The sequence below is a fragment of the Actinomadura formosensis genome (assembly GCF_050948385.1).
Taxonomy (GTDB): Bacteria; Actinomycetota; Actinomycetes; order Streptosporangiales; family Streptosporangiaceae; genus Spirillospora; species Spirillospora formosensis.
In genome coordinates this window covers 844,046-864,742 of record NZ_CP192011.1, presented here as the reverse complement: position 1 = coordinate 864,742, position 20,697 = coordinate 844,046, and the positions used below count along the sequence as shown (strand labels likewise).

Annotated in this window: 17 protein-coding genes; 5 read left to right on the top strand and 12 right to left on the bottom strand. The window is 71.9% G+C overall.

Annotated features, from left to right (window positions below):
- Positions 1-132: 132 nt before the first annotated feature.
- From ACQP1N_RS04045 to ACQP1N_RS04035, 3 genes are read right to left on the bottom strand one after another with little or no spacing between them, the layout of a single operon-like run.
- Positions 133-1,110, bottom strand: a complete 978-nt coding sequence (locus tag ACQP1N_RS04045) for a winged helix-turn-helix transcriptional regulator (RefSeq protein ID WP_433229170.1) — start codon at positions 1,108-1,110, stop codon at positions 133-135.
- 15 nt (positions 1,111-1,125) lie between these two features.
- A complete protein-coding gene (locus ACQP1N_RS04040; protein WP_067792770.1) occupies positions 1,126-2,637 on the bottom strand; it encodes a carotenoid oxygenase family protein in 1,512 nt (503 codons plus the stop codon).
- An 11-nt stretch (positions 2,638-2,648) separates the two neighbouring features.
- Entirely contained in the window at positions 2,649-3,869 is a 1,221-nt protein-coding gene (locus ACQP1N_RS04035; protein WP_067792767.1) for an acetyl-CoA acetyltransferase, read from the bottom strand.
- 188 nt (positions 3,870-4,057) lie between these two features.
- Between ACQP1N_RS04035 and ACQP1N_RS04030 the strand changes: the two genes are divergently transcribed.
- Complete coding sequence (locus ACQP1N_RS04030; protein ID WP_067792764.1) at positions 4,058-5,266, top strand: acetyl-CoA C-acyltransferase; 1,209 nt, start codon at positions 4,058-4,060, stop codon at positions 5,264-5,266.
- 129 nt (positions 5,267-5,395) lie between these two features.
- Here ACQP1N_RS04030 and ACQP1N_RS04025 read toward each other — a convergent pair whose 3' ends face one another.
- Complete coding sequence (locus ACQP1N_RS04025; RefSeq protein WP_084262329.1) at positions 5,396-5,986, bottom strand: TetR/AcrR family transcriptional regulator; 591 nt, start codon at positions 5,984-5,986, stop codon at positions 5,396-5,398.
- A gap of 150 nt (positions 5,987-6,136) precedes the next feature.
- Between ACQP1N_RS04025 and ACQP1N_RS04020 the strand changes: the two genes are divergently transcribed.
- Entirely contained in the window at positions 6,137-7,120 is a 984-nt protein-coding gene (locus ACQP1N_RS04020) for a hypothetical protein (protein WP_433229168.1), read from the top strand.
- A gap of 63 nt (positions 7,121-7,183) precedes the next feature.
- Here ACQP1N_RS04020 and ACQP1N_RS04015 read toward each other — a convergent pair whose 3' ends face one another.
- The 7 genes from ACQP1N_RS04015 to paaN form a co-directional block, all read right to left on the bottom strand.
- Positions 7,184-8,434, bottom strand: a complete 1,251-nt coding sequence (locus tag ACQP1N_RS04015) for an RNA polymerase sigma factor (protein ID WP_067792756.1) — start codon at positions 8,432-8,434, stop codon at positions 7,184-7,186.
- 110 nt (positions 8,435-8,544) lie between these two features.
- Positions 8,545-8,919, bottom strand: a complete 375-nt coding sequence (locus ACQP1N_RS04010; RefSeq protein WP_067792753.1) for a YciI family protein — start codon at positions 8,917-8,919, stop codon at positions 8,545-8,547.
- Positions 8,920-8,971: 52 nt separating this feature from the next.
- Complete coding sequence (locus ACQP1N_RS04005) at positions 8,972-9,676, bottom strand: DUF998 domain-containing protein (RefSeq protein WP_242608570.1); 705 nt, start codon at positions 9,674-9,676, stop codon at positions 8,972-8,974.
- Positions 9,677-9,838: 162 nt separating this feature from the next.
- The gene (locus ACQP1N_RS04000) at positions 9,839-10,828 is read right to left on the bottom strand and encodes an LLM class F420-dependent oxidoreductase (protein ID WP_433229165.1); all 990 of its coding nucleotides are present in this window, start codon (positions 10,826-10,828) and stop codon (positions 9,839-9,841) included.
- Complete coding sequence (locus tag ACQP1N_RS03995; RefSeq protein WP_433229164.1) at positions 10,825-12,027, bottom strand: acetyl-CoA C-acyltransferase; 1,203 nt, start codon at positions 12,025-12,027, stop codon at positions 10,825-10,827. Before ACQP1N_RS03995 ends, ACQP1N_RS04000 begins: the two co-directional genes overlap by 4 nt.
- A complete protein-coding gene (locus ACQP1N_RS03990; RefSeq protein WP_067792747.1) occupies positions 12,024-13,496 on the bottom strand; it encodes a carotenoid oxygenase family protein in 1,473 nt (490 codons plus the stop codon). The genes ACQP1N_RS03995 and ACQP1N_RS03990 overlap by 4 nt, the downstream gene beginning before the upstream one ends.
- A gap of 101 nt (positions 13,497-13,597) precedes the next feature.
- Complete coding sequence (paaN, locus tag ACQP1N_RS03985; protein WP_433229162.1) at positions 13,598-15,283, bottom strand: phenylacetic acid degradation protein PaaN; 1,686 nt, start codon at positions 15,281-15,283, stop codon at positions 13,598-13,600.
- A gap of 283 nt (positions 15,284-15,566) precedes the next feature.
- Between paaN and ACQP1N_RS03980 the strand changes: the two genes are divergently transcribed.
- The 3 genes from ACQP1N_RS03980 (at position 15,567) to ACQP1N_RS03970 (ending at position 19,120) form a co-directional block, all read left to right on the top strand.
- The gene (locus ACQP1N_RS03980; RefSeq protein WP_433229160.1) at positions 15,567-17,315 is read left to right on the top strand and encodes a class I adenylate-forming enzyme family protein; all 1,749 of its coding nucleotides are present in this window, start codon (positions 15,567-15,569) and stop codon (positions 17,313-17,315) included.
- 199 nt (positions 17,316-17,514) lie between these two features.
- Positions 17,515-18,681 (top strand): thiolase family protein, encoded by a 1,167-nt coding sequence (locus tag ACQP1N_RS03975; protein ID WP_433229158.1) that lies wholly within the window; start codon positions 17,515-17,517, stop codon positions 18,679-18,681.
- Between the two features lies 1 nt (position 18,682).
- Positions 18,683-19,120, top strand: a complete 438-nt coding sequence (locus ACQP1N_RS03970; protein ID WP_207393915.1) for a PaaI family thioesterase — start codon at positions 18,683-18,685, stop codon at positions 19,118-19,120.
- 27 nt (positions 19,121-19,147) lie between these two features.
- On the opposite strand, the gene ACQP1N_RS03965 is transcribed toward ACQP1N_RS03970, so the two are convergent.
- The gene (locus ACQP1N_RS03965) at positions 19,148-20,683 is read right to left on the bottom strand and encodes a class I adenylate-forming enzyme family protein (RefSeq protein WP_433229156.1); all 1,536 of its coding nucleotides are present in this window, start codon (positions 20,681-20,683) and stop codon (positions 19,148-19,150) included.
- Positions 20,684-20,697 lie beyond the last annotated feature (14 nt).

The following is a 20,697-nucleotide window of genomic DNA, read 5'->3' as shown; positions in this document are numbered from 1 at the left end:
CCTCCACACCTCGTGTAACCATCGCCGACCAGAGTACGACCTGTGGCCCAACGCCACATATCCAAAGGCCGCAACCAGGGGCCTCATCTACACCTGCCACACACACCCGATGGGGTGATGTGCCCCGCTCGATCAGTCGAGCAGCACCGCTACCTGGGTGCCGCGCAGCACTGCGTCGCACCGGTCGCACAGGAGTCTGACCTTGAGGTCTTGGCCGCAGGCGCGGTGGGTGTAGACCAGGGCGGGGCCTTCGGCGGCACGGAACCACCGCTGGCCCCAGTCGACGGCGGTCATGATGACGGGGTGGAAGGCGCGCCCCTTCTCGGTCAGCCGGTAGCTGGACCAGGCGGCCCGTTCGCCGCCGGGCGTCTGGACGAACACGCCGAGCTCGCAGAAGACCCGCAGCCGGTCGGAGACGATCGTGGGCGGGGCGCCGAGCCACCGCTCGAAGTCGCGGAACCGGTGGGCGCCCTGGAACGCGGCGCCCAGGAGTGCCGCCGACCAGCGGTTGCCGATCAGAGCCATCGTCTCGGGGAAGAGGCCGGCCTCGCCCGAGGGCTGCGACCTGCGCCGGGTGGTCGCCGCGGGGACCGAGCGGCTCCAGGTGCCGCTCGGTCCGAATCCGCCGCTGATGTCGCCGGCCCGCACCGGCAGCCCGCAGGCCCCGCAGCCGAGGACGGGCATGAACTCACGGCCGCAGCCCCGGTGCACCATCCGCGGCAGCCGCTCGCGGTGGCCGGCCACCCAGGCCGACTCCCAGGCCCAGATCGTCAGCAGTACGGGCCACAGGTCCCGGCCGCGCTTGGTCAGGACGTAGTCGAAACGCCGGGACCGGGCCCGGTGCTCGGCCTTCATGAGCACGCCCATCTCGGTGAGCGCCGCCAGCCGGCGGGTCAGCACCGCGTCGGAGATCGGCAGCGCCTCCTTCCAGTCGACGTAGCGGCGAGCTCCCAGCAGCGCGTACCTGAGGATCAGCAGGTTCCACTCATCGCCGATCAGCCCGAGGGTCAGGCCGACGGCGTTGGTGGTGCCGCGGGGCAGCCGGGTGGGGCGGTCCGGCGGGTGCACCGTGAGCGGGGCCGCGGTCTCGGTGGCGTTTCGCTGACTCAACGAGGAGTTCGCCTTTCACAGGCCGGCCGCGGTCGCCGGCGGGTCCGTGCCGGCCCAGCCGGGGATGGCGGAACCGGGGGCCCAGGTGGCGTGCGTGCCACTGGAGATGCGTTCGGGCAGCAGGACGCGGGCGAGCGGGCCGTCGGCCGGCCGGGCGGCATCGAAGATCAGGCATTCGGAGCGATCTTCGTTCATGTCGCTGGTCAGGGTAACAACATAGCCGTCGTCCTCGGCGGTGGAGCCGACCCTCGGCGCCATGGCGGGCTCGCTGCCGTAGACGCCCTCGGGGAGGTCGTACCGCTCCTCGGCGCCGGTGAGCAGGTCGTGCTTGACCAGCCCGTTGAACAGGAACCAGCCGGCCACGCCGCTCGCGGCGTAGGCGTACCGGTGGCGGCGCCCGGCGTAGGTGTTGTTGAGGACGCCGAACTCGGTGATCGACTCCGACAGCCGTTCCTCCCTGCACCGGCCGGTCCTGAGGTCCAGGCGCCAGCGGTGCAGGCGGGTCTGCATGCGGTCGAGGGCCAGGAAACGGAACATGCGCTGGTAGAAGCCGCCGTCGCCGATGTCCTTGGGCTCGGGGTCGCCCTGGAAGAAGCCGTCCAGGACGATCTCGTCGCCTTCCTCGTAGGCGTTGACGAAGTGCAGGACGTAGGTCGGCTCCGCCTCGAACCAGCGGATCTCCGATGCGCCGCCCCGCCGCGGGAGCACGCCGAGCCGGGTCGGCAGGTCGGGCCGGAACCGGGCCGCGTGGTGCCCCTTGGCCAGCAGGTCGGGGTCCCAGAACAGCGGGCAGTCGTTGAGGATCGCGTAGTTCTCGGTGAAGGCCATGTCGTGCGGCAGCCGCGGTCCCGGCAGCGGGACCTCGGTGTAGTGCACGAGGCGGTTCCCGGCGTCCACGACGCCGTAGTGCATGTAGGGGGCGTCCTTGCCGTAGTTGAAGAACAGCAGTTCGCCGGTGTGCCCGTCGGTCTTGGTGTGCGCGGAGACCCCGCAGGAAGGGAACATCCCTCCCCAGTCGGACTTGCCCAGTGTCTCCAGGGTGAGCGGGTCGAGCCGGTACAGGTCACCGCACTGGTAGAAGCTGGTGAGGGCCACCCCGGCATGGACGACCACGTCCGTGCTGGAGGCGTCCTTCATCCGGCCGCGCGCGCCCCAGCCGTCCCGGCGAAGCGACTTGCCGGGGTGCTCGGCGATGCCCGCCCACAGCGGGCCTCCGGCCTCCCGTTCGGCCAGCAGCCCATCGGTCTGGACGAAGCGGTTGCGGTAGAAGGCCCTGCCGTCGCGGAAGCCGACCGCGTGGACCATCCCGTCGCCGTCGAAGGGGTGGTAGCGCTCCAGCGCCGGATGCACGGGGTTCTCGGTGTTGCGCAGGTAGAGGCCGTCCAGGTCGGCGGGGATCTCGCCGACGACTTCGAGGTCGTCGGCCTTCCACTCCGTCGTCTGGGGCCGCCACGGTCCGGTCCGATAGGGGTGGTCGTCGTCTTCGGGGAGGGTCGACAGGACCCGGCCCAAGATCTCCACGTCCATGAGGGGCTCCCTCAGCCGAGTCCGATGACGAAGGTGACGGCGGTCGTCGTGCTGCCGCCGATGTTGAGGGTGGCCACGCGCCGGGCGCCGTCGACCTGGGTGTCGCCCGCGGTGCCCGTGAGCTGCCGGGCGGCGTCGACGAGCATCCGGACGCCGGTCGCGCCGACGGGGTGGCCGACGCCGATGAGCCCGCCGGAGGGGTTCACGGGGATGCGGCCGTCCTTCTCCAGATCGCCGTTCTCCACGGCCTTCCAGCTCTCGCCGGGGGCGGTGATACCGAAGTGGTCCACGGCCATGTACTCCGACATGGTGAAGCAGTCGTGGGTCTCGATCACGTCGATCTCCGCCACCCCGGCGATCCCGGCGCGGCCGAAGGCGTCGGTCACCGCCTGCCGGACGTGCGGGAGGACGTAGCGGTCGTCCTTGGAGCGCTGGATCTTCTGGTCCAGGGAGAGCCCGACGGTGCGATGCCCCCAGCCCTGGACCCGGGCGACGCGGCTCCGCAGCTCGGGGCGGCGCTCCAGGTAGCGGTCGCTGACCAGGACGATGCCCGCTCCCCCGTCGGTGACCTGGCTGCAGTCGTGCCGGCGCAGCCTGCCCTCGACCAGCGGATTCGCCGTGTCGTCGGCGCTGAAGCTGGCGTCGGTCAGCTCCCAGGCGCGGGTCTGGGCCAGCGGGTTCGCGCGGGCGTTGCGGAAGTTGAGCTCGCCGATCGCGCGCAGGTGCGCGTCGTCGATGCCGTAGCGGCGGTCGTACTCGTCGGTGAGGGCGCTGAACATGTAGGGCCACATGAACGTGGCGTCCTGGCCCTCGTGCCCGACCCAGGCCGCGGCGCCGAGGTGCCGCGCCGCCAGGTCGCCGGAAACGGTCTTCTCCAGCTCCAGGCCCAGCACCAGCGCCACGTCGTAGCGGCCGGACTCCAGGTCCGCCATGGCCGCCAGCGCGGCGATGCCTCCGGACGCGCAGGCGGCCTCGTGCCGGGAGGCGGGCACGCCCCACAGCTCGGGCAGGACGGTGGCGGGCATGCCGCCGAGCTGGCCCTGGCCGGTGAACAGCTGGCCGAAGGCGTTGCCGACGTGGATCACCTCGATGTCGCCGGGTTCCAGCCCGGCGGCCTCCAGCGTCCGGGTGGCGACCTGCTCGGTGAGGTCGGCGAAGTCCAGGCCGGCGCGGGCCCAGTTGCGCGCGAAGTCGCTCTGGTAGCCGCCGAGTACCGATGTTCCCGTGGTCATCTGTCCGCTCCCTTCGGGTGGGGCGACCTGGAGCCCCTCAACCTTTTACTACAGTAGTGAGAGTTAGGCGTCAATATCAGCTACGCAGCGATGCAGTACAGAGCCATGTTTTCTGAAATCCGAGCCTTGCTCACCATCGACAACTTCACTACATTTATGAGAGTAACTAGCAGGACGGGAGAGGCCGCATGACCGAAGCCCTCGTACTGGACTACGTGCGTACGGCCCGGGGGAAGGGCTCGTCGCGCGGATCCCTGCACGGGATCGGGCCGGTGGACCTCGTCGTGCGGCTCCAGCGGGCCCTCGTCGACAGGACGGGGCTGGACCCCGCGCGCGTCCAGGACGTGATCATCGGGTCGGCCTCCCAGGTCGACGAGCAGGGCGCCGACCTCGCCCGTACCGCGACGCTGCTGGCGGGCTGGGGGCCCGGTGTCCCCGGCGGCACGGTCAACCGGTTCTGCGCCTCGGGGATCGACGCCGTCTCACTGGCCGCGGCCCGCATCCGCGGCGGAGACCTCGGGCTCGTCGTGGCGGGCGGGGTCGAGAGCGTCTCGCGCGTCCCGATGTTCAGCGACCGCGGGCCGCTGTGGCACGACCCGGAGACGATCGCCCGGATCGGGTCGGTGCACATGGGCATCGCCGCCGACCTCAACGCCACCCTCGACGGGTGGACCCGCGAGGAGCTGGACGCCTACGGCGTGGAGACCCAGCACAAGGCCGCCGCCGCCTGGGACGCGGGCCGCCACGACGGCTCGGTCGTCCCCGTCGCGTTGCCCGGCGGCGCACTCTTCGCCCGCGACGAGCTGATCCGCCCGGGGACCACCCTGGAAGCCCTGTCCGAATTGCCGCCGGCCTTCGCCGAGCTCGGCGCGCAGGGCCAGGACGCCCTCGCCCTCGCCGCCCACCCCGAGGCCGGGACGATCGAGCATCTGCACACCGTCGGCACGTCCCCCGCCCTCGCCGACGGGGCGGCGCTGCTCCTGCTCGGCGACGCCGACGCGGCCCGCGCCGCCGGGCTGCGCCCCCGCGCCCGCATCGTCGGCTCGGCCACCGTGGCCACCGACCCCGTCATCATGCTCACCGCCGGGCAGCAGGCCGTCGAGGCGGTCATCGCGCGGGCCGGGCTCACTCCGGCCGACATCGACGTCTTCGAGTTCGCCGAGGCGTTCTCGGCGCTGTGCCTGCGGCTGCGCCGCGACCTCGGCGCCGGACCCGACCGGCTCAACCCCAGCGGCGGCACCATCGCCATGGGCCATGCCTTCGGCGCCACCGGGGCCATCATGACCGGCGGCTGTGTCGAGGAACTCGAACGCCGTGAGGGGCGCTACGGCGTCGCCGCGGTCTCGGGAGCCGCGGGCCTCGGCGTCGCCGTCCTCATCGAGCGGATCCCCGCCTGACCGGATCCACCGGTTCGAGCGCGGTGACCGCAGAGAAGGGCTCAGCGGACTTGGAGAACGCCCGCCCCGACCGCGTTGCAGAGAAGAGCGGTCGGACGGCGGCGGGGGTCCCGCCGCCGTGGGCGCCGGTCAGGCGGTCCCGGCGGGACGGCCGAGTTCGGCGAGGTGGACGGCGATGATCTCGCGCATCCGCGCCGGGGTGGTCAGGTGGGGATGGGTCGCGGCGTGGACGGCCAAGCCGTCGACAAGGGCGTGCAGCCGGTCGGTCTCGTACTCTACGGCGGGTTCGGGTACGTCCAGGGAGCGTACGAGGGCGCGGCAGCCCTCGCGCAGGAGGGCGTACCCCTCGCTCTGCAGGGCGCGCAACTTCGGATCGACCATCGCGCGCGCGGTGAAGGCCAGCCATACCCGGTTCTCGACGGCGCGCTCCTCGTCCATCGGCAGCAGTTCGGCCAGCACCAGTTCGGCGCGGCGACGCTGGTCGGGGCCCGGGGGAAGCGTCGCTATCCGTTGCTGGATCCGTTCGATGATCGCGTGCAGGGTGAACGCCAGCAGCTCGGACTGCGTGGCGAAGTAGTGCCGTAGCGACCCCATCGACAGCCCGGCCTCGCTCGCCACGTTGCGGACCGAGGCCCGGTCCAGCCCGTCGCGCAGGATCACCCGCCATACCGCCGCCGCCACGTCCCGTCGCCGTTGCTCACTGTCCACCACTCGAGGCATCCCCCATTTGTAGCACAGTCGTGCTACTATCCCGGAAGTAGCACAGTTGTACTAGTAAACGCCGGACGGAGACCCCCGATGCGCCTTGAACCGTCCTCGCAACACCCGCCCGGGACCGATCCGCCGGCAGCCGGCGGATCGGTCCGCTCGTTGTTCCGCAATCGCGCCGTATGGCTGGCGGCGCTGGGATGGGTATCGGCGAACGCGCTGCTGCTGGTCCTGGCGGACCGGAGGCTCCCGCTCGACCTGCCCGGCACCGCGGAGCGCCCCACGTCCGCCTATCTGGTGGACTTCAATGTCCGGCTCGCCGAGGTCTTCCTCATCATGACCCTGGCCTTCTTCCTCACCCGGCGCCGGCCCAGGCCCGACCTGGCGGCCCGCGCCCCCGAGCGCGCCACGGCGCTCCGTGAGACCTTGCTGCTCATCGCCTACGGTGCCGGCGGGCTCGCCCTCGGCTTCGTGGTGGGGCGGACGTTCGGCTGGCACCCGTTCGGCCTGCACCTGGCCGGCTCGGTGAACGAGACGAACGACCACGTCGCGCGGTCCGAAGCGCTCGCCTGGGCCGGCTACAACCTGGTGGTGTTCGCGATCGTGCCGCTGGCGTACTTCTGGCGCCGCTACCCGGCCCGGGCGCTCAACCTGGTCTCCGCCGACCGGCGCGGCGACCTCCGCCTGATCGTCGTCGTGCTGCTGGTCGAGGGGATCGTGCAGATCGCCGCGCTGCGTCCGGAGATCTTCGACCTCGGCGCCAGGCAGTTGCTGCTGGGCGTGCCGCTCACCTTCATCCTTTACATGGCGGGCACGGTCCTGCCGACGATGGTGTTCGTCTACGCGATCCTGATCCCGCGCTTCGTCAAGCTGACCGGCTCCGTCGCGACGACAGTGATCTTCGGCGGGCTGACCTACGCGGCATTGCATGTGTGGGACTCCTGGGCGGAGTACGGCTCCCCCCGGGAAGCGGCCGTCTCGATCGCCTTCCTGCTGCTCACCTACTTCGGCCCCGGCATGGTGAAGGTCTGGCTCACCGTACGCACGGGCAACGCGTGGGTGCACGTCTGGGCCTACCACGCCCTGGCGCCCCACACCCTGGTCGATACACCGCACGTCGCGCACACCTTCGGCATCCACCGATGACCTGGACGGGCAACTCCGATCCCTGGTCAGGCAGGCGACGCCCGTCCGCTCACCTGGTGCGGGTCACTGCTCGGCGCGGGTGAGGAACAGGGACTGTTCGCGTTCGTTGCGGGTGAGTGCGGCGGCGCGCCGGAACTCCTCGCGGGCCTCGTCCAGGCGGCCCAGCCTCTCGAGCAGGTCGCCACGTACGGCGGGCAGTTGCGGATAGGTCCTGAGGGAACGCTCCTCCCGCAGGGCGTCCACGATCTCCAGGCCCCGGGCCGGGCCGTACGCCATGCTCACCGCGACCGCGCGGTTCAGCTCCACCACCGGGGAGGGGGCGAGGTGGGCGAGCACCCGGTACAGGGCGGCCATTCGCTCCCAGTCGGTGTCCTCGGCCGTCGCCGCGCGGGCGTGGCAGGCGGCGATCGCGGCCTGCAGCCCGTACGGGCCGAGCGTGCCGAGTGCTTCGGCGCGGGCGAGGGCCGCCAGCCCCCGCTGGACGAGCAGGCGGTCCCACAGGCTCCGGTCCTGGTCGAGGAGCAGTACGGGCTCCCCGTCCGGGCCCGTCCTGGCACGAATCCGGGACGCCTGGATCTCCATCAGAGCGACCAGGCCGTGCACCTCGGTCTCGTCCGGCATGAGACCGGCCAGGATGCGGCCCAGGCGCAGCGCCTCCTCGCACAGCGCCGGGCGCATCCAGTCACCGCCGGCGGTCGCCGAGTAGCCCTCGTTGAAGATCAGATAGTTGACTTCCAGGACGGACACGAGCCGGGCGGACAGTTCGTCCGGCGCGGGCAGTTCGATCCGCACCCGCTTGTCGGCGAGGGTGCGCTTGGCCCGGAAGATCCGCTGCCCGACGGTCGGCTCCGGGACGAGGAAGGCCCGTGCGATCTCCTGCGTCGTCAGGCCGCCCAGTAGGCGGAGGGTCAGCGCCACCCGCCCCTCGGGCCGCAGCACGGGATGGCAGGCGGTGAACAGCAGCCGCAGCAGGTCGTCGCCGATGTGGTCGTCGAGGGCGTCGTCCACGTCGGCCTCGGCCGACTCCTGGCGGAGCTCCAGGTCCCGGCCGATCTCCGCGAGCTTCTCGGCGTACCGGGCGTTGCGGCGGATCAGGTCGATCGCCCTGTGCTTGGCGGTGAGCGTGAGCCATGCGCCCGGGTTGTCCGGCACACCGGTCCGCGGCCACTGCTCCAGTGCGATGACCAGGGCGTCCTGAGCCAGTTCCTCAGCCAGGCCGACATCGTGGACCAGCCTGGCCAGGCCCGCGATCACCCGTGCGGACTCGATCCGCCAGACCGCCTCGACCGTCCGGTGTGAATCGCCACCTGTCATGGCCCGATCAAACCACCCGGGAACCCGCTGCCGCACCCTGCCCGGCACCGCGTACGCCCCCGGCCGGAAACCCGGCCGGGGGCGTCAACTCGGTGAGCCGGTGGAAGCGGTCACGCGGGGGCGGTGAAGTCCTCGGGGCCCATCACGCGCAGCATGTCCGCCTCACCCTCCCAGCCCTTCCAGTGGTCGCGGTGGACCTTCAGGAAGCGGGACGTCCACTCCACGGCCTCCTCCTTGGAGCGGACCTCGAACAAGGCGTAGCTGATCAGCTCCTTGGCCTCGGTGAACGGGCCGTCCATCGCGCTGATCGCACCCCCGGTGAGGGTGATCCGCGTGCCCTCCGAGCTGGGAGCCAGCCCGGCGGTGTCGAGCAGGGCGCCGGACCTGGTCGCCTCCTCCCCGAGCTTGGCGATGGCCTCCATCAGATCGGCGGGCGGCGGGGTGTCGGGCCGGTCGGTGACCCGGAGGATGATCATGTATCGCATGGTGCTCTCCTTCGATGATGTCGTCGGACGAACGGGTGTCGAGGGACGGGTCTCAGCCGCGGCCGGGCGTGGCGCGCCGGTACAGGTGGAGCGACAGGGCCGACATCCAGCCCCAGCTGATCAGGATCCCGGCGATGAAGGTCACGGTGGCCCACGCGGCGCCGCCGCCACCGGCGATCGCGGCAAATGACACCAGGAACAGCACACCGCTGAGCCGGGAGTAGACGGCCCAGCCCCCGCGGCCTTCGGCGGCGAACCGGTGGCCGATGACGAAGCAGGCGGCGACCAGGCAGAGGAAGCCGACGGTGCTGCCGGCGAGGTGGAGCATTCCATGCCAGCTGACCGCCCCCGGCCCCTCCGGCGTTCCCACCGGGAAGCCCATCGCCGGGTCCGCGCGGAAGACCCCCGAGGCGAGCAGGCCCGCGCTGTAACCGCCGACCAGACGGGGGGCCCAGGTCGCACCCCGCCCCGGGGCCAGGGCACGGCGCAGGCCCGCCGCGCAGGCGAGGGTCGTCGCCGCGGCCACCATGAAGTTGGTGATCTGGATCCAGCCGAGGTCGCCGTTGGCCAGCAGGCTCCACGCATGCCGGGTGAGGTCGAAGCCATCGCGGGTCAGCGCCTGGGCGAGCACCACCGCGATGAACACCGGCCCGGCGATGACGCCGTAGCCCAGGAGCGACCTGGTGACGCTGGTCTCCCGGTCGCAGGCGGCCCGGTGCGCGGCCCCCGACGTGGTCCTCGTCCGCTGCTCGATCACGGTCTTCTCCTCGCATGCCCTGGGCCCGGCTCCTGCTGTCCCTCTCGGCCCTCTGACCACACTTCGAACGGGAAGACGCGGATTCGACAGATCGGCTGGATTTTTCTCGGATACTTTTTCCGGCGGGCGTTACCCGTCGCGGAACCGGCACACGCCCGGTTTTCAAGGGGCGATGTCCCTGAGCGCGGCCAGGGTGCGCCGGCCGCCCGGATCCGCGTCCACGCTCGCGGGCACGACCGCGATCTCGTCGACGCCGGCGGCGGCGTACTCCGCGAGCCGGGTCCGGATCGTGCCGGCGTCCCCGACGAGCCCGACGGAGCCGATGAGCTCGCGCGGGATCGCGGCGAGCAGCTCCTTGGGGTGCGGGCGGCCGCGGGCGAAGGCGACGAGGTCCCCGAAGCCCGCCTCGGTGAACATCTCCCCGTAGCCGGGAGCGGCCAGATAGCCGACCACGCCCCGGCGGAGCTGTTCCACCGCGGTCTCCTCCCCGTCCACCGCGGCCACCGCCCAGGCCGTCACCGGCGGGGCCGGCCGGCCGGCCTCGGCCGCGTCCGCGCGCATCTGGTCGACCAGGACGGCCGCCGAGGCGGGGGTGATCAGGTTGAGGACCATGCGGTCGGCGTACCGGGCCGCGGTCTTGACCGCGAAGCGGCCGAACGCGGCGACGGCGATCGATGTCCGCGGTGGGGCGAGCCGCAGACGGTAGCCCTTCGTGCTGACCGTCTGCCCGGCGAAATCCGTTTTTTCTCCCTTGAGCAGCGGTCGCAGGGCCTGGACCGATTCACGCAGCATGGTCGCGGATCGCTCACGGCTACGGCCGTGCCAGTGGCCGACCACCATGGGGCTGGAAGTGCCCACCGCCACATCGACTCCGCGGCCGGACAGGTCGGCCACCGAGGCGACGCCCCGCGCGATGAGCATGGGATCGCGAACCGCGACGGCCAGGGGGCCTATGGTCAGCCGCAGGCCCGCGGTCAGGTCGGCGATCCGGGTGGCCAGGGCGAACGCGTCATAGGTCGCCATCTCCCCGATCCACAGGTGCCGGTATCCCAGTTCGTCGGCGTGCCGTGCGGTCGACAGCGCCTCGGCCGGCGGGCGGTCCTGCCAGAAACCGAGCGAGACGGCCAGCGACGGCGTTTCCGCGGCGCTCACGAGACCCGCTCCAGGACGGCGGCGCTTCCCAGTCCGGCGGCGCCGCTGACGGCGATCACTCCGTAGCGCCCGCCCCGGCGTTCCAGTTCGCCGAGGCAGTTGGCGGCCAGGATCGGGCCGGTGGCGGCGAAGGCGTGCCCCATGGCGATGGTCCCTCCGTTGGGGTTGAACCGGTCATCGTCGATCTTCAGATCACGCTGGAACTTCAGGCAGGTCGCCGCGAACGCCTCGGCGACCTCGAAGACCGCGATGTCGTCCGGGCCGAGCCCGGCCCGCCGCAGCGCGGTCTCGGTCGCCTTCTGCGCGGCGGTCAGCATGACCACGGGATCCACGGCCACTCCGGCGGCCGACAGGATGCGGGCACGCGGCGCCAGCCCCCGCCCGGCTCCCGCCTCCGCCGTCCCGATCAGCGCGAGCGCCGCCGCGTCCGTGAGCGCGGGCGAGGTGCCCGCCGTGTGCAGGTGGGCGATCTCCGCGATCTGCGGATGGCGGCGCCGCACGAGGTCGTCCTGGCCGGAGGCGCCCGGCTCGGCGAAGGCGGGTGGCAGCCGGGTGAGGGATTCCAAGGTGGTCTCGGGCCTGATCGCCTCATCGACGGCGAAGTCCCGGCCGTCGGGCCCCGCGACGGGCACGAGGTCCCGGGCGAAGCGCCCCTCCCGCCAGGCGGCGGCGGCCCGCTGCTGGCTCCGCAGCCCGTAGGCGTCGAGTTCGGCGCGGCCGAACCCCTCGATCGTCGCGATCAGGTCGGCGGCGACGCCCATGGCGACGGAACCGGCCTTCTCCACGGTCTCGGGGTCGGTGAACAGCGGCGCTCGATCGGAGTACACGGGGGTGTGGGAGATCGACTCGACGCCTCCCGCCACGAGGAGCCCGGACGCGCCGGACCGGGCGTGCGCCGCGGCGGTGGTGATGGCGTCTATTCCCGAGGCGCAGAACCGGTTGAGGGTCATTCCCGGTACGGTGTCCCATCCCGCGAGGATCGCCGCCGTCCGGGCGAGGTTGCCTCCCTGGGCCCCGGTCTGGGTGGAGGCGCCGAGGAGGACGTCCTCCACGGACGCCGCCGTCAGGCGGTGGCGCCGGCTGAGATGACCGAGCAGGTCGGTGACCAGGCTCAGGGGCGTCCGGTGGGCGAGTCCGCCGCCGGGCCTGGCCTTGCCGCGCCCGGTGCGGATCACGTCGAAGAGGTAGGCGTCGCTCATCGAGCGTCCTGCTCCTGACGCAGTTGGTCGGCCCTGACCCAGCAGGCGTGGAAGCCCGAGGGGACCCGCTGGGGCAGCAGCACGCGGGCGACGGGCCCGGCGGTGATGTCCTCGGCGTCGAAGATGTCGACTTCGGCGCGGCCGGTGGACTCGTCGTTGACGAAGGTGACCACGTAGCCGTCGGTCTCGCCTGTCGAGCCGTCCCGGGGGGCGAAGGGCGCCTCGGCGCCCCAGCGGCCGGGTCCGAAGAAGTACTCCTGCTTGGTGCCCGTCTGGGAATCGAAGCGCACCAGACCGTCGAACAGCAGGGTGGGCTCGTTCGCCAGGCGCATGTTGTAGGAGTAGCGGTGGGACCTGCCCATGATCCTGGAGTCGATGCTGGGGAACTCGATGTTGCCGTCGTCCAGTGCCCTCTCCTGGGTCCGTCCGGTGGCGAGGTCGAACCGGTATCGGTAGAGCTGGGCGTCCAGGCGCATGTAGGCGAGCATGTTGGACAGCGGGGTGGCGAACGTCGTCTGGTGCTGGGGGTTCTTGACCCGGCAGACGTCCATGACGATCTCGTCGCCCTCCTCCCACGCGTTGATGACGTGGTAGATGTAGCAGGGCTTGGCCTCGAACCAGCGGACGTCGGAGGCTCCGTCGCCGTGCCGGGGGAGCACGGCGAACCGGGAGACGAGCGACTTGTCGTAGAAGATCCGGTACTTCCCCGCGGCGCGCGCCTGCTGGTCCTGGACCAGGGGCAGATCCATCAGGACCGTGTAGTTGGCGGTGATGGCCATGTCGTGCGGCAGGCGGGGGCCGGGGAGCGCCACCTCGGTCACGTGGGTCTGCTTGCCCTCGGCCCCGATGATGCCGTAGCGCAGCGCGGCCTTGTCGGGCCCGTAGTCGAACCACAGGAGTTCGCCGGTGGCCTCATCGACCTTGTTGTGGGCCATCATGTCGCCGGTGAAGGTGTCCAGGAAGTCCTGGGCGCCCAGGGTCTCCAGGGACAGCGGGTCGACGCCGTAGGGCTGCCCGCACAGGTACCAGGTGGCCAGCACCCTGCCCCGGTGCAGGATCACGTCGGTGTTGGCCGAGTCCTTGATGCCCAGGCCGTGGGTGTTGCCCCACGGGTTGTCCTTCGGGTTCTCCATGAGCCCGGTCCACAGGGCCCGGCCTGCCTCGGACTCCTCCTGGAACGCCCGCGTGCGGATGTACCGGTTGCGGTAGCGGGCGCGGCCGTTCTCGAAGTGGACCGCGTGGATCATGCCGTCGCCGTCGAACATGTGGTAGCGGCCCGGAGCCTCGAACTGGCGGTTGGGGCCGTTGCGCAGGTAGACGCCGTTGAGGTCGCGCGGAATCTGCCCGACCACCTCAAGGTCGTCGAGGGTCAGTTCCTCCTTCACGGGGGCGAACACCCCGAGGAGATAAGGGTTCGGCTCGTCGTCGACGACGCGGGCCACGGCGATCGGCTTTTCGGCACTGGACATGGGACCACCCTGAGTCGCTCAAAGAATGGAAGAACTACTATAAACGAAGTCAGCTCACCTGAGGAGGGCCGGGAGCCGTCGGCTCGTTCCTCCCGCCGGCGTCAGCCGGTCGCCACCGGACGGCGGGACTGGGTGATGCGGAACCGGCCCGTGACGAAGGAGTCGTCGGTGAGCGAGGCGTTGCCCGCCGGGTTCAGGCCCGTGACGTGGTAGTCGCTGTAGGCGGCGGAGAAGTTGAGCGGCATCGGCCCGCTCAGATTGCTGGTGAGCGCGGCTCCCGCCAGCGCGTAGGCGGCTTCGGCGCGATCGAGGTACCCCTCGTCGGCGGAGTAGGCGAACGCGGTGATGGCCCCCTGCTCGCGGGCGTCGCGCGTGGCCTGCTCCAGTGCCCGGTCGGCGTCGTCGGCGGTGATGACGAAGGCGACCGGGCCGAACCGCTCCCGGCCGTAGAGGTCATGGTCGGCGATGTCGAGCCGGGCCAGCAGCGGCCCGCTGGTGCGGGCGCCGGGGTACTCCGGGTGCTCATAGGGCGCCGGCTCCAGGACGACCCGGCCCTTCTCCGCCGCCTGGTCCCGGACGCGGTTCAGCAGGTCCAGCGTGTGGGGCGACTGGACCGTCGCCATGACCGCGGCGGCCCGGCGCGGCACCGTCGAGACGGCCTGAACGGCGGCGGCGAGGGCGTCGGCGAACTCGTCGGGCGTCATCTCGCCGTCCGCCGTCCTGATCCCGCCGCGGGGAACATAGATGTTCTGGGGGCTCGTGCACATCTGGGCGGAGAAGAGGCACAGGGATCCGGCTATGGCGCGGAGCTGGGCGTCCGGGTCCGACAGCGATTCGATGAGGACGGAGTTGGCGCCCGAGGTCTCGGTGTAGGCGATGGCCGGGTGGGCGTTGGCCTCCACCCAGGAGCCGAAGGCCGCCGAGCCGGTGAAGTCGACGATGCGGGTGCCGGGGTGGGAGATCAGCCGCTTGGCGACCGGCTCGGCGACGGTGTCCAGGGACAGGCCGACCAGGTCGGGGGAGAAGCCGGCCTCGGCCAGGGTCGTCCGGCAGATCCGCACCGCCTCGGCCATCTGCAGCACCGAGGTGGGGTGCGGCTTGAGGATCACCGGGTTGCCGGTGGCGAGGCTGGCGAAGAGCGCGGGATAGACGTTCCACGCGGGGAAGCTCGCACAGGCGATCACAACGGCGATGCCCCGGGGAACGAGCCGGTAGCGCTTGTCCAGGGTCACCTGATGCGTGCCGAACGCCCGGGACCACACCGCCGAGCGCGGCACTCGCTCCATGGCGGCGTGGGCCAGGGCGATGGCCTCGATGCCCCGGTCGATCGCGTTGGTGCCGCTGCCCGCCCAGCTCATTCCGAAGCTCTGCCCGGCGGTGTGCATCGCCGCGTACGCCAGTTCGAAGTTGCGCAGGTAGAGCTGCTCGCAGATCTCCAGGCACACGTCGACACGGGTCTGCGGGTCGGCCTGCCGCCAGGCGGGCCAGGCACGGTGCGCGGCGGCGAACAGGGCCTCCGGCTCCGCGGCCGGGTAGGAGATGCCGAGCGGAAGCCCCGTGTAGGGCGACACCTCGTCCTGCTGGACCCGCCAGTTCCCCGGGTGCTCCAGGGGAAAGCGGGAGCCGAGGCGATCGGCGAGCCACGCCTTTCCCGCGGCCTTGCCGCTTTCGCCGTTGGGGTGCGAGGCCGTGTCCTCGGGGTAGGCGGTCCAGCTCTCGCGGGTACGGCACGCGCGCAGCGCCGCGGTCAGCGTCGAACGGTGCTCGTCCATGGGATCGGTGCTCATCTGCGTTCTCCTTGGGGGTCGTCGAGGGTCTGGTTTCCGGTGACCCCGGATCAGCCGCTCGTGGCCTCTGAACGGCGCCAAGGCCGGTAGGCCGTAGCAGCCCGGCGGCGCGGCGGTGACCGGTGGGACGGCTTGGCGCGGGACGGCGGCGTCCGTCGCCGGCCGGGTCCCGCCGGAGCGGCGTGTCCCCCTTTTGCCCAGGTCACCGATTGACCTCTGACTTTTCTTATCATAGTTTCCCCAGGGGCACGCTCCCTCGGGGAGCAGCACTGGAGGAGGAAACATGGAGGCAGGCGGCAGCCGGCCGGCGGCGTTGCATCCGAGCGAGCGCGTCACCGACTACACCACCCGCGGGTGGTGGACCGACGAGACGATCGGCGACCTGCTGCGCCGCCAGGTCCAGCGGCAGCCGGACGCCATCGCCGTGATCGACCCGCCCGACAAGCGGGACCTCATGGGCGTCGGACCGAACCGCTGGACGTGGACGGACCTCGACGCCGCGGTGGACCGGATCGCGGCGCAACTGCTGCGGCACGGCGTCAAGCCCGGCGACCTGGTCGGCGCGCAGCTGCCCAACTGCACCGAACTGGTGGCCACCTATCTCGCGACGATCAGGATCGGCGCCGTGATCTCACCGCTGCCGGTCCAGTACCGGGAGTACGAGCTCGGCCTGCTCGCCCCGCTGGCGGGCTTCACCGCCTTCATCACCGCCGGCCGCATCGGAGAGCGCGCCACCGCGCAGAGCGCTCTGGAGTCGCTGCGCACCACGGAGTCCCTGCGGCTCCTGCTGGCCTTCGGAGAGGACCTCCCGGACGGGGTCGTCCCGCTGGACGCCGCCCCCGCCGGCGCGAGCGACCGGTCCCTCGTCGCCGACCACCTGACCACGTTCCAGGCGGATCCGAACGACTGTGTCACGGTGTGCTGGACATCGGGCACCGAGAGCACCCCCAAGGCCGTCCCCCGCTGCCACTACGACTGGCTCGCCATCTCCCGGCCGACCGTCGAGGGCCCCGAGCTGACCGGCGAGGACGTCATCCTCAATCCCTTCCCCCTGGTCAACATGGCCGCGATCGCCGGCACCCTGCTGCCCTGGCTCAGGTGCGGCACCACCTACGTCCTGCACCACCCCTTCACGCTGCCGACCTATCTGCGGCAGATCGCCGAAGAACGGGTCACCTACACGCTCGCGCCCCCGGCCGTGCTGACGATGCTCCTGCAGAACGAACAGCTGCTCGCGTCCACGGACCTGTCCTCGCTGCGTTCCATCGCCTCCGGGTCGGCGCCTCTGTCGCCGTCCATGGTGCGCGGATGGCAGGACAGGCACGGCATCTCGGTGGTCAACTTCTTCGGTTCCAACGAAGGCGCGTGCCTGCTGGGCGCCCCGGCCGACTTCCCCGACCCCGAGATCCGCGCCCGCTACTTCCCCCGCTACGGCGCGCCGGGGCAGAGCTGGCACGGCGAAGCCTCGAAGTGGATCTCGCTGCGCCTGGTGGACCTGGTCACCGGAAAGGACGTCACCGAACCGGGACGGCCCGGCGAGCTGCGCATCAAGGGCCCCATGGTGTTCGCCGGCTACCTGCCGGGCACCGCGGGCCACGACCCCTTCGACGAGCGGGGCTATCTGCGCACCGGGGACGTGTTCCAGATCGCCGGCGACCGCGACCAGTACCTGCTCTACGTGGACCGCAGCAAGGACCTCATCATCCGCGGCGGGATGAACATCGCCCCCGCCGAGATCGAGGCGCTGCTCACGGCCCATCCCGACGTCGCCGAAGCCGCGGTGGTCGGGTACCCCGACCCCGTGCTCGGGCAGAAGACGTGCGCGATCATCGCATCGGCGCCCGGCGCCCGCCCGGACACCGAGGCCCTGCTGCAGCACCTGCGCGAACTGCGCATCGCCTCGTACAAGCTCCCCGAGCGGTTCGTGTTCGTCGAGGCCCTCCCCCGCAACCCCGTCGGCAAGATCCTCAAGCGGGAACTGAGCAGGCGTCTCGACGCCGGCGAGCTCGACGAGCCCGCCGCGCGGGCATAGCCCCCCGAGAAGGATCGAGTGGCACCGGCACGGCCGGCGGCGCGGTAGGCGCCTCCGGCCCGCCGGTCGCCGGCGACCGGCGCGCCCTGAGAGCGGCCGGTGACAGCGCCGCGACAGTCGTGCACGGGCGCCTCCGGGGCCCCGGTCGGGCGAGCCGACCTCAGTACTGCAAGCGAAGTCAAGGAGTAAGGGAGTCGGCGTGGCCGAGGTGCTGGTGCTGGACGCCCAGCGCACCCCGTTCGGTGGGAACAGGGGCGGGCTGTCCGGAGTCAGGGTGGACGATCTGGCCGCCCACCCGCTGCGGGAGCTGATGAAACGCCATGCCGGGCTCGACCCCGCACGCATCGCCGATGTCGTGTACGGGGACACCAACGGCGCCGGGGAGGACAACCGCAACGTGGCGCGCATGGCGGCGCTGCTGGCCGGGCTGCCGGTGACCGTGCCCGGCGTGACGGTGAACCGGCTGTGCGGCTCGGGCGCGGAGGCGATCGTGCAGGCGGGGCGCGCGGTGGCCTGCGGCGACGCCGACCTCATCGTGGCCGGAGGTGTCGAGGGCATGAGCCGCGCCCCCTACGTGCTTCCGCCGATCGACGAGGCGCTGCCCCGGCGGCTGGACCTGACCCCCACCACGGTCGGCTGGCGGATGCCCAACCCGGCCTTCCCCCCGGAGTGGACGGCCTCACTCGGCGGCTCGGTGGACGTCGTCGCCGCCGAGCGGGGCATCGGCCGGGCCAGGCAGGACGAGTGGGCGGCCCGCTCCCACGAACGGGCGCACGCCGCCTGGGAGAAGGGCCTGCACGACGAGGTGGTCGCCCCGCTGGAGGGAGTGGTCAGGGACGAGTCGATCCGCCCGGACAGCACCCCGGCCGCACTCGCCCGGCTTCGCCCCGCCTTCACCCCCGGCGGCACCGTGACCGCCGGCAACGCCTCCCCCATCAACGACGGCGCGATCGCCGTCCTGATGGGCTCCCCCCGGGCGTCCGAAGAACTCGGACTCCCCCCGCTGGCCCGCGTCGTCGCCAGCGCCGTGGTCGCCCTGGAACCCCACCGCTTCGCCGTCGCGCCCGTTCCCGCCGTCCGCGCCGCCCTGCGCAAGGCCGACCGGGACCTGTCCGACGTGTCGGTGCTGGAGCTCAACGAGGCGTTCGCGGCCATGGTCCTGGCCTGCGTGGACGATCTGGGGTTCCCCGAGGAGAAGGTCAACCCGCACGGGGGCGCCCTCGCCCTCGGCCATCCCCTGGGCGCCTCGGCCGCGCGCATCGTGGTCGACTGCGCCCGGGAGCTGCGCCGAAGAGGCGGTGGCATCGGGGTGGCCGCGGCCTGTATCGGCGTCGGCCTGGGCATCGCCCTCGTCCTGGAGGCATGAGGTGGACGACGTCTCCCCGCGCCCCACCCCGCCGGACCCGACTCCGGAGAACCTCACCCGGATGACCGAGGGCAGGCTTCCCGGCCTGCTCGGGTTCCGCGTCGTGGAACTCGCCGGCCGCAGCGTCGTGGCCGAACTCGACGTCCGTCCCGACCTTCTGGCGCCCAACGGCTACCTGCACGCCGCGACGGTCGTGGCCCTGGCCGACACCGCCTGCGGCATCGGTTGCCGCCTGGCGCTCCCCGAAGGCGCGAAGGGCTTCACCACCACCCAGGTCACCAGCAACTACGTCGGAACCGCCCGCGAGGGCAGGGTCCGCGCCGTCGCGTCCCTCTCCCACGGCGGGCGGCGCATGCAGATCTGGGACGCCGACGTCACCGACGAGGCCGGCCGCAGGATCGCCATATTCCGCTGCACCCAGCTCATCTTCTGGCCATGACGGACACGCCCCCGGATGAGAGGGGCGTTACCAGCGTTCGGCGTTCATGAGACGCCGCGCGATCTCCCGCCGATGGATCTTGCCGGTCACGTTCAGCGGCAGATCGGTGACCCGGTGCGCGGACTTGGGGCACTTGTGCGAAGGGAGCCGATCACGGCAGTGGGTCAGCAGCTGTGAGGGCTCGATCTCATGGTCTGGCAGGCAGGAGTAGACCGCGGTGATCCGCTGGCCCCAGCGCTCGTCGGGCAGGCCCACGACCGCGGCGGACGCGATGCCGGGAAGGCAGGTGATCGCCTCCTCGACCTCGCGGGGATAGACGTTGTATCCGCCAGTGATGATCATGTCGTTCCGGCGGTCGGTCAGCCAGAGCCTTCCGCCGGGCCCCAGGCGCCCGACGTCGCCGGTGCGCAGGTACCCGTCGATGAAGGACTTTCCGAGGTCGTCGCGGTCCGCGGCGTTGAAGTAGCCCGTGGTGACGGGATCTCCCGAGACCAGCACCTCCCCCGTCTCGCCCTCGGGGACGGGCCGGCCGTCCTCGCCCGCCACCCGCAGGTCGACGGCCGGGCAGATCCGGCCCGCGGAGGCCAGGAGTTCCGGCCGCCCTGCCAGACCGCGAGCGTGGTCGTCCTCGTCCAGGACGGTCAGCGGGGGCATCGCCTCGACCAGGCCGTAGTACTGGACGAGGCGGGGCGTCAGCCGTTCACTCGCCCGGCGGATGTGCTCGACGGGCATGGGGGAGCCCGCGTAGGCGAGCATCCGCAGGGAGGACGGCGGGGCGGTCGCGGCGTGCGCCAGCCGGTCCACCATGGTGGGGACGAGGGCGATGTGGGTGACCTGGTACTCGTCGATGGCGTGGAGGATCTGCTCGGCGTCGGCGTGGTCGAGCATGACCTGAAGCGCGCCCGCCATGAGGAACGGCAGGACGAACAGCCCGCTGGTATGGATGGCCGGCCCGGCGTGCAGGTAGACCGAATCCCGGGCGGGTGGGCCGCCGAGGACTTCGTGGGTCATGGCCAGGGCCGAGGCGATGCGGTTGCGGTGGGTGCGCCGGGCCCCCTTCGGATGGCCGGTCGTCCCGGACGAGTAGGCCAGGCCGGCCAGGTCGTCCGCGTGCCCGAGCCTGAGCGGACCGGCGGGCGCGGTGTCGTGAAGCCGGGTCCACGGCTGCCCGGGCCCCTCTCCCAGGACGACGGTCCGCGCGGCGCCCAGCCCGCTGCGCAGCGCTTCGGTCTCCTCGGTGTACCGCCCGTCGTAGATCAGTGCGCCGGCCCCGCAGTCATCGGCCATGCGCTCCCATTCGCGGGGGCCGAGGCGCGGATTGAGCGGCACGCGGACCAGCCCGGCCAGTGCCAGCGCCAGATCCGACTCCACGAGCGCGCAGCCGTTGGGCAGCAGTTCCATGACCCGCTCTCCGGGGCGCAGGCCCAGGGCGAGCAGAGCGCGGGCCAGGCGGTCGGCCCGGTCGACGAGTTCGGTGAAGCTCCGGCCCCCGTCAGGGCCGATCACCGCGGGTCGGTCGCCGAAGCGGGCCGCGGCGCGGCGGGCGAGCAGGCCGATGGTCATGAGTCTCTCCGAAC